This is a genomic window from Paenimyroides ummariense (assembly GCF_900115115.1).
GTDB classification, from domain to species: Bacteria; Bacteroidota; Bacteroidia; order Flavobacteriales; family Flavobacteriaceae; genus Flavobacterium; species Flavobacterium ummariense.
Genome location: NZ_FOVI01000002.1, coordinates 174,261 through 188,619 on the forward strand (window position 1 = coordinate 174,261; position 14,359 = coordinate 188,619).

Here is a 14,359-nt window from a genome sequence, read left to right on the forward strand (position 1 = left end):
ACATTTGTGCAAAATTTTTGCATAGTATGTCGTTTAACAAAGCTTTATTTTTAGCGATTGTAGTAATTATTATCGATCAAATTTCAAAGATATATATCAAAACCAATTTTTTTATTGGGGAAGAAGTTCAAGTTTTTGAATGGTTTAAAATTCATTTTATAGAAAACGACGGAATGGCTTGGGGAGTTGAACTTCCGGGTAATTACGGTAAATTGATTTTAACTTTATTCAGAATTATTGCGGTTGGCGGAATTTTGTATTGGTTGAATGATTCGGTAAAAAAAAGAGGATCAAATATTTTAATTGTTGCCATTGCTTTGATTTTAGCGGGTGCAGTTGGTAATATTATTGATTCTGTTTTTTACGGAGTGATATTTAACGACAGTCACAACCAAATTGCAACATTGTTCAGCGATCAACCCTACGGAACGTGGTTTCACGGTAAAGTGGTAGATATGTTTTATTTTCCTATTTGGAAAGGTTATCTGCCAGATTGGTTGCCTTTATGGGGTGGCAAACACTTTACCTTTTTCAACGCCATTTTTAATGTTGCCGATGTAGCCATTTCGGTAGGTGTAGGATTATTAATTGTATTCAACAAAAAAGTTTTTAAGTAGGATTTCTGTTCAAACAGAAATCTTTTTTTATCTTTAAAATATTAAACTAAAATAAATTTTATGGAAGCATTTCAGTTAGCCGCGCAGGCAACCAAACAAGAACAAGCTACTTTTTATAAAAAAACTTACCTTAATTTGGCGTTAGGTTTGGTAGCCTTTGTAATTTTAGAAACTATTTTCTTGCGTATAGAACCTTTGGTAGATTTCATGTTGAGTTTAACTCAAGGGTATTTGTGGTTGGTATTGTTAGGTGGTTTTATGGGCGTTTCATATATCGCACAAAAAATGGCTTATAACGATACTAGTTTGGCAAAACAGTATTTAGGATATTTTCTATACATCGTTGCACAAGCAATTATTTTTGTGCCGATACTATACATTGCCATTTATTACACAGGAAGTTACGAATTATTAACACAAGCAGCCATAATTACAGGTAGTTTGTTTTTAGGATTAACCTTTGTGGTATTTAGTACAAAAGCCGATTTTTCTTTTTTACGAAGCATTTTAGCGATTGGATTTTTCGTAGCGATAGGCGCAATTGTTGCCGGTATGTTGTTTAATTTCGATTTAGGTTTATGGTTTTCTGTCGGAATGATCGTTTTGGCATCGGGATCAATTTTATACAACACACACCAAATTAAAAACAACTTTGGAACCAACCAATACATTGCAGCAGCATTGTCTTTGTTTTCATCGTTAATGTTGTTATTCTGGTATGTATTGCGTTTGTTAATGAGTAGAAACTAAAAAGTTTACTTTAATATGAAAGCTTACAATCGATTGAACGATTGGGATAAAATAGTTGCAATTGCAACTATTTTGTGTTTTATATTCTGGGTATTGGCAAAAATCCCGATAGTGTGGGATTTTATACCTTTTGGAATACTTTACGAAGCCGGAGGTTGGATACTATCAGCATTAATAACAATAGTGTGTAGTTTATATTTTCTTGTTAAATGGATCCTTAATAGGTTTTCATTAAGAATGATATATCTCTACGGATTTTTATTAGGAGTGTTTACTTTGTTAATAATGCGTTTAGTTTATAGTATTGATTTGAATGGAATAATTTGGATGACAAATAAAATATAATAACTAAAAAGTCCCGCATTTGCGGGACTTTTTACAACTAAACTAACCAAAATAAATTTTCCTTTTCATAACTTATATCGGTTAATCAATTAGTGTGCCAAAAATATTATTTCAATAGAAAAACTAAAAATATTGCCGGTATAAAGTAAATAACTATGGTTCTGGCACCATCGTAATCTTTTGCAATACGTTGTCCAAACAATAAGAACAATAAGGTAACGGAAGAAACAATTCCCGAGTATAATGCAATTTCTTTACAGTCGTTAAATAAAAACCAAATTCCGGCAAGTGATAAAATTCCGGCAATAATTTCCAGAATTAAAATAATTCCTAACGAAAAAGGCACTTTATCGCCTAAAAACGTATTTGCAAAATGCGATTTTAACCAACCAACGTTTCCGTTCCAATCTACAATTTTATCGTAACCCGATTGTAAAAAAGTAATTGCCAAGAACAATAAAATAAGTATTTCTGTAATGTAATTCATGTGTACGTTTATTTTTTGTAAAGGTAAAATTTATTTCGGGTTTTTACGAACGAAGCTCCTTGTACTTAAAAAAGTTCATAAAAAAACGGTAGTTACCTACCGCGTTTTAAGCCTCTGCGTTGCTTATGTTCTTTGTGATGTTGCTTTTTTTGCTGTCCCGGTGCATATCGTTTTGCCGATCGGTCGCCACGCAATTTTTTTTCGTGCCCTGGTGGAAGTTTTCTACGCTCGTGGTGATGTGGCGGTCTTACAACGCAACTTGTAAAAGTTGCAGAAAATGCCAGCAACAATAAAAAAATCGTTGCATAACGCGCTGTTCTACTAAATAATAACTTTTTCATATCACTAAAATTTAACTATCGTATTTGGTGTAATACAATAATCAAGCCGAACATCTTCTGTAAATACATCTTCAATTAGTTTTTCAGGATCGAAAAAAGATAATCCAATTTTTACGACATCAGGTTTGCATTGCGATAAAAACTTATCGTAAAAACCTTTGCCGTAACCTACTCTATTTCCAAAAACATCATAAGCCAGTAGCGGCACAAAAACCACATCAATCTGGTTATCTGCAACCGAAAATCCGTTTTGAGGTTCGGGAATGTTCCACTCGTTCTTTTTAATAATCACATTATCGGTCAATAAAACGTGATTCATTGTTCGGGTTTCAAAATCTGACTTTGAAACAATCACATTTTTGTCTTTTCCGTTTAAAATATGCAGCAGATAATCAGTCTGAACTTCTTTATGCTCGTGTATCGTTAGGAAAATATGGTAGTTTTCGAAATTCCAGATAGGCAGTTTTAAGGCGTTATTGGCAATTTGCAGACTTAAATCTTCTATCTCATCAAAACTTAAATTGTTCCGTAATTCTTTATATTTCTTGCGTAATTCTTTCTTGGTCATTTTTTAATTTGGTTGAAATATGATAAACGGCATCGCCCTGAAACACAATGGCAGCTTCGTTTTCGCAAATAATGTACCCATCGTTCGGCGCCAAAATAGGTTCTTCTACCAAGCCATACGGATCGGTAATTTTACCCAATTGTGTACCAGCTTTTACAAACATGCCCTGATGCACAAAATTCTGCATCAAGCCTGAATATTGTGCGCGAATCCATGTAGAATTTTCAATACAAACCATTTCTCGGGTTGGTTCTTTTACAGTAAAATTGTTGTTGAGCATTTGAAGTTTGTCCAAAAAGCGAATGGTTCCCTGAAGACCTTCTTCAATGACATCATTATTGATATCTAAAGCCTTTCCACCTTCAAACAACAAATATTTCTTGCCTAATTTATCGCAAGCAGCACGGAAAGATCCTTCGATATTGTTTGAATACAGAATAAAATGCGTAGAAAAAGCTTCTGCCAAAGCATCTAATTCTTCGTTATTTGGTTCGATACGAATTTGAGGTACATTAAATCGACCACGACCACCGGCATGAAAATCGATAATATAATCAACCAACGGCACAATATCCTGCATAATTCGGTAAGCAAAACGGCTTGCCAAAGAACCCGATTGTGAACCTGGAAAAACTCGGTTTAAATCTCTGCCGTCAGGAAAATCGCGCGATTGATTTACAAAACCAAACACATTCACCAAAGGCACGCAGATTATGGTTCCGCATTTTGGATAATTGATTCCGCGACGAATTACCTGTCGTAAAATTTCAATTCCCGTTAGTTCATCGCCATGCAAACCTGCGGTAAGTAATACGGTTGGTCCGTCGTAAACAGATCGTGAAACAATAATCGGAACCTTTAATTCCGTCATCGTATGTAGTGTTGCAATTTTTAATTCAATGGTTTTTGTTTCGCCCGGTATAACCGATTTGCCTAAAATTTCAAAATTACGTGTAGTAAAGTGCATTTATTAAATTTTATGAAAATCATAACTTAAAGATACTTTTTTAATCGTTAACAATTACAAAAACTTAATGTAAATTTGTTGTGCAACCCAATGCCGCTATGACAACAAATTCCGATATTTCTTTACAATTGCAAACGTTACCACAATTACCGGGTGTTTATCAGTATTTTGATAAAGACCAAAAGTTGCTGTATGTGGGCAAGGCAAAGAATTTAAAAAAGCGGGTGGCATCGTACTTTAACAAAACGCACGACAATGCGCGTTTAAATGTTTTGGTTCGAAAAATTGTGACGATAAAGCATATCGTTGTTAAAACCGAGACCGATGCGCTGTTGCTGGAAAACAACCTGATTAAAAACCTGCAGCCGCGTTACAACATTTTATTGCGCGATGATAAAACTTATCCGTGGATTTGTATTAAGAACGAGCGTTTTCCAAGAGTTTTTTCTACTCGAAATTTTATTAAAGATGGATCTGAATATTTTGGACCATACACCAGCGGTAGAACCTTGCATACCTTATTAGATTTAATTCGGGAACTATATCCGTTGCGAAACTGCAATTACGATTTAAGTGTTCAGAACATTAAAAACGAAAAGTATAAGGTTTGTTTAGAATACCATATTGGGAATTGTTTGGGTCCTTGCGAAGCGCATGAAACCGAAGAAGAATATCTGCGTAAAATTCAGCATATCCGTCAGCTTTTAAAAGGAAATTTTAAGGAAAATCTGAAAGAATTTAAGCAGTTGATGTTGCAATATGCATCTGAAATGAAGTTTGAAGAAGCACAGGCGGTTAAAGAAAAAATGCAGATTTTAGAGAATTATCAGGCGAAATCTACCATTGTAAATCCAAAAATTACAAATGTGGATGTTTTTTCTATTGTGTCCGATGAAACCATGGCATACATTAATTTTCTGCAGATTGCGCACGGTGCCGTTGTAAGATCGCATACGTTGGAATTAAAAAAGCGTTTGAATGAAACCGATGATGAATTGCTGGTGTTGGGAATTGTTGAAATTCGCGAGCGTTTTAGGCTATTGACAAAAGAAGTTATTGTTCCGTTTGAAATTGATTTGGGCGAGAAAATATCGGTAACCGTTCCAAAATTAGGCGATAAAAAACAACTTTTGGAATTAAGTGAACGCAACGCCCGTTATTACAGATTAGATCAGTTAAAGCAGATAAAAATTGTAGATCCGGACAGACATACCAACCGCGTTATGGCACAAATGAAAACCGATCTGCGTTTAAATAAAGAACCGCGCCATATTGAGTGTTTCGATAACTCGAACATTCAGGGAACAAATCCTGTGGCGGCGTGTGTGGTCTTTAAAGACGGAAAACCAAGTAAAAAAGATTACCGTCATTTTAATATTAAAACCGTAGAAGGACCGAATGATTTTGCGTCGATGGAAGAAGTGGTTTTTCGTCGTTACCGCCGTTTGTTGGACGAAGGTGAACCATTGCCCGATTTAATTATTATCGATGGAGGTAAAGGTCAGCTGGGTGCTGCTTTAAAAAGTCTGGATATTTTAGGCTTACGCGGAAAAATTGCCATTATTGGTATTGCAAAACGTTTGGAGGAATTATTTTATCCGGGTGATAGCGTTCCGTTGTATTTGGATAAAAAGTCTGAAACGTTAAAAATTATTCAGCATTTACGAAACGAAGCGCACCGTTTTGGAATCACCTTTCATAGAAATCAGCGCAGTAAAAATGCGATTGATAGTGGTTTGACAACCATTCCGGGTATTGGACCAAAAACCATGGAAAAATTAATGATTCAGTTTAAATCTATTAAACGTTTAGGTGAAACGCCCGAAGAAGAAATCGTTAAACTGGTTGGTAAAAGTAAAGCAGAGAAGGTTGTTAACTTTTTTAAGGAATTACAAAGCAAAAAGGAATAATAAAAATTATTCCTTTTTTAACTCTATTAAATTTAAACAAGTTTTATTCGTTTAGTATAAATGTTATTAATTTAGCGTCGATCAAGTTTGCTGGATTATTTGGGTCTTTCACTTGTACGTTTTGTATTGTCAAATTCGGATTTTTCAAAGCCTCAATTTTTGTTTTGCTTTCAGTTGGAAAACTGTCATATTTTGGGGTTGGAATTAAAGCAACTAATTCAAAAACGTTTGATGAACTTGTATACAGATAATTGAAAACTCGTCTTGGGTTTTGAATTTGCCACATCCCTCGAATACGCAAGTTAGTAATCCCTAACGGGTCAACTCGATTTACTCTTCCTAATTCATTGGTTACAGCAAGTTCAACATTTGGAATTTCATTAATTCCTTCAGTTATTTTCTGTTTAATGATTTGGTAAGTTTCATGATTAGCTGCATAAATATTTCCATAAACCATCCACAAAGATTTTATACTATCATCTGATGTGTGTCCAATACAATAAATCAAATCTTTTTCTGACCAATCTTCACAAGTCCTACAAGCTTGTGTTATCATTGTGCTATTTACTTTAACTGTCGATTTTGGGTACGAACTATTCAAAGCTAAATCAGAATTTGCACTTTGAGTTTTCTTAACTTCAATTGCATCTCCACCTTTTATCATAATATCAGGTGGATGGTTTTGATTGCCTAACCAAGAAAATTCTTCACTATATCTCCGCATTTTCTCTAATTCATCTTCAGTCTGAATAGTGTTTACAAAAGCATCTTTCACAAAAGTTTCCAATGCTTCCCCAATATTGTTTACCCTATTTCTTCCTGAATAATGACTTCTTATCGAATAGATAGGATTTTGTGAAATGTTTACAATCGCTTCTAAAATATTTGTCATGCGGTAACTAATTCATTAGTTGTTATTTCTATTTGGTTCTGAATTTCATTTTCCAAAATTTGTTGTCTGATTGTGTTAGCTAAAAAATTAGCTAAATTAACAGGGACTGCATTTCCAATCATTTTGTAGCCTGCAGAAATATTATCATAATGAAAAATAAAATTATCCGGAAAAGTCTGAACTCTGGCGCATTCTCTAACGCTTAAACGTCTGTATAAATGTTCTTGCCCAGGAACGAAAACACGGATGTTTTGCTCAATAAATTTCATTTTAGGAGCTTGTGGATGAATAGGTGCGTGACGCCCGCCTGCTTGTATTGTAAAAGATTGCTCGTCCCAACTTCTCACTCGGTTTCTTGACATAAAAATGGTAGAAAATCCCCCCGTCATATATTCGTGGTTTGGAATTACGCAATTATTTCCGTTTGTTTTATTATTCGTTTTTGCAGGCAAAACATTTTCTTTCAAATCAGAAATAGCATCTTGCAAAGTTAATTTTGGGAAATTCGGTTTTTGAAATTCATATTTAAAGCCTAAATCTTTTCGAATTCCTACAAAAATCACACGTTTTCTATCTTGCGGAACATTATAATCGCAAGCATTTACCATTTCAAAAGAGAGTTCATATCCAATTCCTGCATTTCGAAACATTTCTTTAATATTTTCCAACGCACTAGAATGTCTGCCAAGCAACATTCCGCTTACGTTTTCGGCAAGAAAAAATTTAGGTTGCTTTGCTTCTAAAATTCTTATGAAATCAAAAAATAATTGTCCACGTTTATCTTCAATTCCTTTCATAGCTCCCGCTTCACTCCAGCTTTGACAAGGTGGTCCACCAATAATTCCATCACATTCTGGAACTTCATCAGAAGGAACATTTACAATGCTTCTTTTATCTAAAACGGTTTGAGGATGATTTTTTTGATAAGTTTCCCAAATTTCTTTGTCGTATTCGTTTGCCCAAATTACATTAAATCCAGCATTTTGGAATCCAAGGTCAAGTCCACCTGCGCCTGCAAAAAATGATACTACATTCATATTGTTATTGGATTTTAGATTTTAAGTAAGCAACTTTTTCTTCGGCTAAAACCAAAGTTTGTTCATCACAATTGTTTTTATAGATTTTTTTAGCAATAAAATCACTAAAAAATTCGGTTCGTAGTTTAGTAATATCTAAATTGAAAACTTCTGCCATAAGCGTTAATCTTCTTTCGTCAAACTCACGTTTATTATTCTCTATCTTGCTTAGATTGGCAGAATCTAAATCTAATTTAGCCGCCAGTTGAGTTAGCGTAAAACCATTTTCAGTTCTAAGCCTTTTTATATATTCTCCAAATGTTTCTTTCATTAGACTTGTCAATTTATGACAAATTTAATTTTTATTTTGTAAAAGAGAAAATTTTTCTTTCAATTTTCTTGTAACATTTCTGTAGAAAGCGATACTTACTTGCTAAACAACACTTGTATCACTTCTAAAACTCAAGATAATGATCGAAATAAAAGACCTTCACAAATCATATCAAATGGGAAAAAATGCGTTGCATGTTCTCAAAGGAATTAATTTCAATGTTAAAGAAGGCGAATTTGTTTCCATTATGGGAAGTTCCGGCTCTGGAAAATCTACTCTTTTAAACATTATCGGAATTTTGGACGAAGCCGATCAAGGTTCGTACACGTTAGATAATGTTCCCATTAAAAACCTAAACGAAACCATTGCATCGCAATACCGCAATAAATTTCTGGGTTTTGTATTTCAATCGTTCAATCTTATCAATTATAAATCTGCGTTAGATAATGTAGCGTTGCCTTTGTATTACCAAGGTATGGCGCGTAAAGAACGTATGGAACGATCGATGCATTATCTTGAAAAAGTGGGTTTGGCAAACTGGGCAAAACATTTACCTAACGAACTTTCGGGCGGACAAAAACAGCGTGTGGCTATTGCGCGAGCGTTGGCATCGGATCCTAAAGTGTTGTTGGCAGATGAACCTACGGGAGCGTTAGATACAAAGACTTCATACGAGGTGATGGATTTGATCCAGCAGATTAACGACGAAGGTAAAACCGTATTGGTTGTTACGCACGAACCCGATATTGCCGAAATGACCAAGCGTATTGTGTTTTTGAAAGACGGACAAATAGAATCAGACAAATTGGTAAACCAGATAAGAGCATCGCAATATGTTTAGTATTGAACGTTGGCAGGAAATATTCGAAGGGCTTTATAAAAACAAGCTCCGCACGGCTTTAACCGGCGTTTCTGTTGCTTCGGGAATCTTTATTCTGGTGATACTTCTGGGTGCAGGAAACGGAATTCAGAACGGAATTCAAAAGCAGTTTGAACAAGATGCCGTAAACAGAATTTCGGTTTGGCCGGGCACAACTCAAAAAGAATATAAAGGTTTGGGCGTTGGGCGTGAAGTACAACTGCATAACGCCGATTACGATTTGGCAACAACGCTGTTTAAAGATTATATTGAGTATAAATCGGCAATTTTTTCGGTTTGGAGCGGAAACATCGTTTATAAAAAAGAAACGGGAACGTATCGGGTAGAAGGCGTTCATCCTGATTATCAGTTCATCGAAAATGCTTCTATTGTTAAAGGACGATACATCAATCATACCGATAATTCAAACTACGAAAAAAATGTCATCATTGGTAAAAAAGTAGCTACAGATCTGTTTAAAAACGGCGAAGAACCCTTAGGACAAGAACTGAATGTTTCGGGAATGATTTACAAAGTGGTTGGTGTTTATACTGATCCGGGTGGCGAACGCGAAGAAAGCCGTGTTTTTATACCAATATCAACAGCTCAAAAAGCATACAGTGCCGGCGACAGTATCCGTAGTATGGCATTTACCATGCGAAGCAGTGCTAATTTCGACAGTGCCATTGCAGAATCTAAAGAATTCACTCAAAAACTGGAAACCTTTTTAAAGGCAAGGCATACTGTTGCACCAGACGATCAAGGCGCAATCTATATAAACAACTCGTTAGAACAAGCAAAAAACATCTACATTATTACAGGTGGTGTGCAGGCATTCTTTTGGTTTGTGGGAATTTGTACCATTATCGCAGGCGTTGTGGGTGTAGGAAACATTATGCTGATTATTGTTAAAGAACGAACCAAAGAAATCGGGATACGCAAAGCTTTAGGCGCTTCGCCTTTTTCAATTATTACCATGATTTTGCAGGAAGCCGTTTTTATAACGGTTATTGCAGGTTTTTCAGGATTGATCTTTGGTTTGGTTGTTTGGGAAGTGGTGGCGCCGTACGTAGAAGCCGATTTCTTTACCCGACCTGAAGTAGATTTTAACGTGGCAATTACCACACTGATTATATTGATTGTTGCCGGGGCATTTGCCGGATTTGTTCCTGCATACCGTGCCGCGAAAATTAGACCAATTGTTGCATTAAGAGGAGAATAGTATGTTTAGCAGAGATAAATGGAATGAAATTATAGAGGCACTTTCTGCCAATCCGTTCAGAACGCTGATCACTGCATTCGGAGTTTTCTGGGGAATTTTTATCCTGGTAATTCTTCTTTCTGCAAGTCAGGGTTTGCAAAACGGTATCAAACGACAAATGGGTGGTTTATCAACCAACACCATGTTCATGTGGACACAGCCAACATCGAAACCGTTTAAAGGGTTGCCGCAAGGCAGAAGTTTCAACTTTAAAAACCCTGATGTTGAAGCTTTAAAGAGAGATATCGACGGTTTGCTGTATGTATCGCCACGAAATCAGCTGGGTGGTTTTAGGGGAAGCAACAATGTGGTGCGCGGAGAAAAAACGGGAGCTTACAACGTATATGGCGATTATCCGGAATTTATCCTGCAGCAACCTATGGATATTCTTAAAGGGCGATTTATTAATTATGGCGATATCGAGAATAACCGAAAAGTTACTGTAATTGGCGAAGGCGTTATCCGTGAATTATATGCACCGGGCGAAGAACCTTTAGGATCGTACATTAAGGTGCAAGGCGTTAACTTTTTGGTTGTTGGTGTGTACAAAAGTATTTCGAACATGGGTGGCGATGCCGAAGAAAGCCAGAAACAGCTTTTTATACCTTTTACAACTTTTCAGCAGGCGTTTAATTATGGCGATGTTGTGGGTTGGATGACCATAACCGCAGAAGACGATAAACCTATTACCGATTTAAAGGAAGATATTTTTAAGTTGTTGAAAGATCGGCATACGGTAGATCCTACGGACGATAGAGCCATTGGGCATTTTGATTTGTATCAGGAATTTAAAAAGATTAACGGGTTGTTTTCGATCTTAACTGCCGTTTCGTACATCGTAGGAATTTTTATTTTAGGATCAGGAATTATCGGTATCGTAAACATTATGTTGATTATTGTTAAAGAGCGAACCCAAGAAATAGGAATCCGCAGAGCATTAGGAGCCACGCCGGCTGTAATCATCAAACAGATTTTGACCGAATCGGTTGTATTATCACTAATTGCAGGTATGGCAGGAATCATTTTTGCATCATTTGTATTGGCATTAATTAATCTTGGACTAGAAAACGCACCAAACAGCGATCAAATACCAATTGTAAACCCAAGCGTACATTTAGGTGTGGTGGTAATAGCGTTAATAATATTAGTCATTGCCGGACTTTTAGCAGGATTAATCCCCGCTATCACAGCCATTAGAGTAAAACCGATTGATGCTTTAAGAACGGAGTAGAGACGATGAAGGAAGAAAGAGTAAAGAAGAAAGAAAATAGATTATAGAATATAGAAGAGTATTCTAATATACAGATCAACAATTAAACAAATCAACAGATCAACGAATAAAAATCAACGAATAAACAAATAAAAATATATATGAAAAAAGGTTGTACCATTTCAATTTTAGTCTTTTTAGCAATAGCTTTTGCAGGCGCATTATTTTGGTTGTATCAAAAAAACGCACAACCGCCGGTAGTTTATGAAACCGAAAAAGCCGAAGTTCGATCGATCTCTAAAAGCACCGTTGCTACAGGAAACATCAACCCGAAAGAAGAGGTATTAATTAAACCGAATATTTCAGGAATTATCGATGAGGTTTATGTAGAAGCCGGCGATTACGTAAAATCGGGCGATTTAATTGCAAAAATTAAAGTAGTACCAAATGTATCAAGCTTAAACTCTGCCAACAATCAGATCAGCACAGCAAAAATCGATTTGGAAAACCAGCGAAAAGTGTTCGAACGTCAAAGAACATTGTTCAATAAAGGCGTAATTTCTGCCAACGATTTCGATACTGCCGAAACAGCTTTTAAACAAGCACAACAAACCTACAATGCCATGGTTCAAAGTGCCGAAATTATCAGAACCGGTACAACCAGCGGAATGAGTAATATCGCACAGACCCTTATTCGTTCTACGGTTTCGGGAATGGTGTTGGATATTCCCGTTAAAAAAGGAAATCAGGTAATCGAAGCGAATAATTTTAACGAAGGAACTACCATTGCAAGTTTGGCTGATGTTGGAAACATGATTTTTGAAGGAAAATTAGACGAATCCGAAGTAGGAAAAATCAAGTTGGGACTTCCATTAGAAATTACCGTTGGTGCCATTGAAAACAAGAAATTCGAAGCTGTTTTAGATTATATCGCTCCAAAAGGTGTGAACGAAAACGGAGCCATGCAGTTTCCAATTAAAGGAACTTTGGTTAATAAAGACGATACTTTTATTCGTTCGGGGTTAAGTGCCAACGCGTCGATCATCCTTTCAAAAGCCGATAATGTGCTGGCAATAAAAGAAGGTTTGGTTCAGTACGACGAAAAAACCAAGAAATCTTTTGTAGAAGTTGAGGTTAGTCCGCAGAAATTCGAACGCAGAACAGTGGAATTAGGCGTTAGCGACGGTATTTACGTGGAAATTAAAAAGGGTATTACCAAAAACGACAAGGTTAAAGTTTGGAATCAGGTGAAAAAGTAGTTGAATCGTTGATTTGTTGAATCGATTAATTGGTTAAACAAATCAACAGTTAAACAACTAAACAATTTAAAACATGAAAATAATATCAAAAATAATTATTGCAATTTGTGTTTTTTGGGCAGGAAATTCGTTTGCCCAGAAAAAATGGACGTTAGAAGAATGTGTGGCACATGCCATGGAAAATAACGTATCCATTAAACAAATAGAATTAGACAATAAACTGGCTACTATCGATGAAAAAGATGCCTTTGGTAGTTTCTTGCCAACGTTCAACGCATCGGCATCACACTCATGGAATATTGGTTTAAATACCAACATTACCACGGGTTTGTTAGAAAATCAAACTACACAGTTTACATCGGTTGGTGCAACGGCGGGTGTAGATATTTTTAAAGGATTGCAAAACCAGAACCGTTTTCGCCGATCAAAACTGGCTGTAATATCTTCGCAATACCAACATTTAAAAATGGAAGAAGATGTGGCGCTGAATGTTGTAAACGCTTATTTGCAGATTTTGTTCAATAAAGAAAATCATAAAGTTCAAATACAGCAGTTCGAAGCCGATAGCTTACAATTGGTAAGGTCTGAAGCTTTGGTTGATGCAGGTATGATTCCAAGTGGCGATTTGTACGATATGAAAGCGACTTTAGCAACAGGCAAACAACGAATTATTCAGGCAGAATACGCTTTGATAGTTTCTAAAATGAGTTTGGCGCAGTTGTTACAAATGGAAGATTTCAAAGATTTTGATATTGCCGATGTAGAATATGAATTTCAAGCAAATTCGATCTTTTTTGAAACACCGGAATCTATCTACCAGAAGGCAAAACAAGAACGTACCGAATTAAAGATCGCCGAAAACAACGTAAAAATCGCCGAAAAAGATGTCGATATTGCAAAAGGCGCACGCATGCCGTCGTTAGTAGGTTTTTACAGCTTTAGTTCGCGTGTTTCATACGCCAATGTTCCCAATGGTTTGGGTGGTGTAATGTCGCCTCCGCCGTTTTTTGAACAGTTAGATATGTTTAAAGGACACAATTTTGGTTTACAGTTAAATATTCCAGTTTTTAACGGATTTTCGGTTCGAAACAATGTAGAACGAAGCAAAGTAAATCTGGAAAAAAACATACTGGCATTAGAACAAACCGAATTAGATTTAGAGCGAAACATTTACACAGCGTACGCCGATGCAAAAGGAGCTATGGAAACTTTTCTGGCTACAAGAGAAATGCTAAAGGCTCGTGAAGAAGCTTTTCGATATATTACCGAACGTTACGAAAACGGAATGGCGACAGCCTTTGATTACAACCAGTCGCAAACGCTTTTGGTAAACACACAATCTGATTTACTGCGCACAAAATACGATTATTTGTTCCGCACCCGTATATTGGAGTTCTATTTCGGTATTCCGATTATTGTGAGAAATTAAAAATTAAAGCTTCCGGTTAGGAAGCTTTTTTTGTATCATACTTTAGCATTTGGTAATACTGTTTTGTAACTAAAATTTTTTAAATTTGATGAACACCAAAAACCAAAACCTAAACAA

Annotated in this window: 15 protein-coding genes; 8 read left to right on the forward strand and 7 right to left on the reverse strand. The window is 36.0% G+C overall.

Going from position 1 to position 14,359, the window contains the following annotated elements:
- Nucleotides 1–26: 26 nt before the first annotated feature.
- Nucleotides 27–617: a lipoprotein signal peptidase gene (locus BM253_RS02465; protein ID WP_091518536.1), complete on the forward strand. Its 591-nt coding sequence runs from the start codon at nucleotides 27–29 to the stop codon at nucleotides 615–617.
- A 60-nt stretch (nucleotides 618–677) separates the two neighbouring features.
- Nucleotides 678–1,367, forward strand: a complete 690-nt coding sequence (locus BM253_RS02470; protein WP_091518539.1) for a Bax inhibitor-1/YccA family protein — start codon at nucleotides 678–680, stop codon at nucleotides 1,365–1,367.
- Nucleotides 1,368–1,818: 451 nt separating this feature from the next.
- Here the strand turns inward: BM253_RS02470 and BM253_RS02480 are convergent, their stop codons facing one another.
- From BM253_RS02480 to BM253_RS02495, 4 genes are all read right to left on the reverse strand, one after another.
- A complete protein-coding gene (locus BM253_RS02480; RefSeq protein ID WP_091518547.1) occupies nucleotides 1,819–2,199 on the reverse strand; it encodes a DoxX family membrane protein in 381 nt (126 codons plus the stop codon).
- A 92-nt stretch (nucleotides 2,200–2,291) separates the two neighbouring features.
- The gene (locus BM253_RS02485; protein WP_091518551.1) at nucleotides 2,292–2,540 is read right to left on the reverse strand and encodes a hypothetical protein; all 249 of its coding nucleotides are present in this window, start codon (nucleotides 2,538–2,540) and stop codon (nucleotides 2,292–2,294) included.
- A gap of 4 nt (nucleotides 2,541–2,544) precedes the next feature.
- On the reverse strand, nucleotides 2,545–3,108 hold the full coding sequence (locus BM253_RS02490) for a 5-formyltetrahydrofolate cyclo-ligase (RefSeq protein WP_091518554.1): 564 nt from the start codon (nucleotides 3,106–3,108) through the stop codon (nucleotides 2,545–2,547).
- Nucleotides 3,077–4,075, reverse strand: a complete 999-nt coding sequence (locus tag BM253_RS02495) for a succinylglutamate desuccinylase/aspartoacylase family protein (RefSeq protein ID WP_091518560.1) — start codon at nucleotides 4,073–4,075, stop codon at nucleotides 3,077–3,079. Before BM253_RS02495 ends, BM253_RS02490 begins: the two co-directional genes overlap by 32 nt.
- Before the next feature lie 98 nt (nucleotides 4,076–4,173).
- Here BM253_RS02495 and uvrC point away from each other — a divergent pair, with 98 nt between their 5' ends.
- On the forward strand, nucleotides 4,174–5,985 hold the full coding sequence (uvrC, locus tag BM253_RS02500; RefSeq protein ID WP_091518563.1) for an excinuclease ABC subunit UvrC: 1,812 nt from the start codon (nucleotides 4,174–4,176) through the stop codon (nucleotides 5,983–5,985).
- 43 nt (nucleotides 5,986–6,028) lie between these two features.
- Here the strand turns inward: uvrC and BM253_RS02505 are convergent, their stop codons facing one another.
- Genes BM253_RS02505 through BM253_RS02515 form a run of 3 tightly spaced genes read right to left on the reverse strand, consistent with a single transcriptional unit; the run spans nucleotide 6,029 to nucleotide 8,224 of the window.
- Nucleotides 6,029–6,877 (reverse strand): NgoPII family restriction endonuclease, encoded by an 849-nt coding sequence (locus BM253_RS02505; protein WP_091518566.1) that lies wholly within the window; start codon nucleotides 6,875–6,877, stop codon nucleotides 6,029–6,031.
- Nucleotides 6,874–7,914, reverse strand: a complete 1,041-nt coding sequence (locus BM253_RS02510) for a DNA cytosine methyltransferase (RefSeq protein ID WP_091518570.1) — start codon at nucleotides 7,912–7,914, stop codon at nucleotides 6,874–6,876. The genes BM253_RS02505 and BM253_RS02510 overlap by 4 nt, the downstream gene beginning before the upstream one ends.
- Nucleotides 7,915–7,918: 4 nt before the next feature.
- On the reverse strand, nucleotides 7,919–8,224 hold the full coding sequence (locus tag BM253_RS02515; protein WP_091518574.1) for a helix-turn-helix domain-containing protein: 306 nt from the start codon (nucleotides 8,222–8,224) through the stop codon (nucleotides 7,919–7,921).
- Between the two features lie 139 nt (nucleotides 8,225–8,363).
- On the opposite strand from BM253_RS02515, the gene BM253_RS02520 reads away from it, so the two are divergent.
- From BM253_RS02520 to BM253_RS02540, 5 genes are all read left to right on the forward strand, one after another.
- The gene (locus tag BM253_RS02520; protein ID WP_091518577.1) at nucleotides 8,364–9,065 is read left to right on the forward strand and encodes an ABC transporter ATP-binding protein; all 702 of its coding nucleotides are present in this window, start codon (nucleotides 8,364–8,366) and stop codon (nucleotides 9,063–9,065) included.
- On the forward strand, nucleotides 9,058–10,305 hold the full coding sequence (locus BM253_RS02525) for an ABC transporter permease (RefSeq protein ID WP_091518581.1): 1,248 nt from the start codon (nucleotides 9,058–9,060) through the stop codon (nucleotides 10,303–10,305). The genes BM253_RS02520 and BM253_RS02525 overlap by 8 nt, the downstream gene beginning before the upstream one ends.
- A 1-nt stretch (nucleotide 10,306) precedes the next feature.
- The gene (locus BM253_RS02530) at nucleotides 10,307–11,575 is read left to right on the forward strand and encodes an ABC transporter permease (RefSeq protein ID WP_091518584.1); all 1,269 of its coding nucleotides are present in this window, start codon (nucleotides 10,307–10,309) and stop codon (nucleotides 11,573–11,575) included.
- Nucleotides 11,576–11,715: 140 nt separating this feature from the next.
- Nucleotides 11,716–12,813 carry an efflux RND transporter periplasmic adaptor subunit gene (locus BM253_RS02535; protein ID WP_091518587.1) on the forward strand — a complete coding sequence of 366 codons (1,098 nt, stop codon included), beginning with the start codon at nucleotides 11,716–11,718 and terminating at the stop codon, nucleotides 12,811–12,813.
- 73 nt (nucleotides 12,814–12,886) lie between these two features.
- Entirely contained in the window at nucleotides 12,887–14,242 is a 1,356-nt protein-coding gene (locus BM253_RS02540) for a TolC family protein (protein WP_091518590.1), read from the forward strand.
- The last annotated feature ends 117 nt before the right edge of the window (nucleotides 14,243–14,359 follow it).

Excerpts from the sequence above, each read along its gene's own strand:
- BM253_RS02520 (WP_091518577.1), top strand. The coding sequence starts at position 8,364 with ATGATCGAAATAAAAGACCTTCACAAATCATATCAAATGGGAAAAAAT.
- BM253_RS02490 (WP_091518554.1), bottom strand. The coding sequence starts at position 3,108 with ATGACCAAGAAAGAATTACGCAAGAAATATAAAGAATTACGGAACAAT.
- BM253_RS02510 (WP_091518570.1), bottom strand. The coding sequence starts at position 7,914 with ATGAATGTAGTATCATTTTTTGCAGGCGCAGGTGGACTTGACCTTGGA.
- BM253_RS02495 (WP_091518560.1), bottom strand. The coding sequence starts at position 4,075 with ATGCACTTTACTACACGTAATTTTGAAATTTTAGGCAAATCGGTTATA.
- BM253_RS02470 (WP_091518539.1), top strand. The coding sequence starts at position 678 with ATGGAAGCATTTCAGTTAGCCGCGCAGGCAACCAAACAAGAACAAGCT.
- BM253_RS02485 (WP_091518551.1), bottom strand. The coding sequence starts at position 2,540 with ATGAAAAAGTTATTATTTAGTAGAACAGCGCGTTATGCAACGATTTTT.
- uvrC (WP_091518563.1), top strand. The coding sequence starts at position 4,174 with ATGACAACAAATTCCGATATTTCTTTACAATTGCAAACGTTACCACAA.
- BM253_RS02525 (WP_091518581.1), top strand. The coding sequence starts at position 9,058 with ATGTTTAGTATTGAACGTTGGCAGGAAATATTCGAAGGGCTTTATAAA.
- BM253_RS02505 (WP_091518566.1), bottom strand. The coding sequence starts at position 6,877 with ATGACAAATATTTTAGAAGCGATTGTAAACATTTCACAAAATCCTATC.
- BM253_RS02535 (WP_091518587.1), top strand. The coding sequence starts at position 11,716 with ATGAAAAAAGGTTGTACCATTTCAATTTTAGTCTTTTTAGCAATAGCT.
- BM253_RS02540 (WP_091518590.1), top strand. The coding sequence starts at position 12,887 with ATGAAAATAATATCAAAAATAATTATTGCAATTTGTGTTTTTTGGGCA.
- BM253_RS02515 (WP_091518574.1), bottom strand. The coding sequence starts at position 8,224 with ATGAAAGAAACATTTGGAGAATATATAAAAAGGCTTAGAACTGAAAAT.
- BM253_RS02465 (WP_091518536.1), top strand. The coding sequence starts at position 27 with ATGTCGTTTAACAAAGCTTTATTTTTAGCGATTGTAGTAATTATTATC.
- BM253_RS02480 (WP_091518547.1), bottom strand. The coding sequence starts at position 2,199 with ATGAATTACATTACAGAAATACTTATTTTATTGTTCTTGGCAATTACT.
- BM253_RS02530 (WP_091518584.1), top strand. The coding sequence starts at position 10,307 with ATGTTTAGCAGAGATAAATGGAATGAAATTATAGAGGCACTTTCTGCC.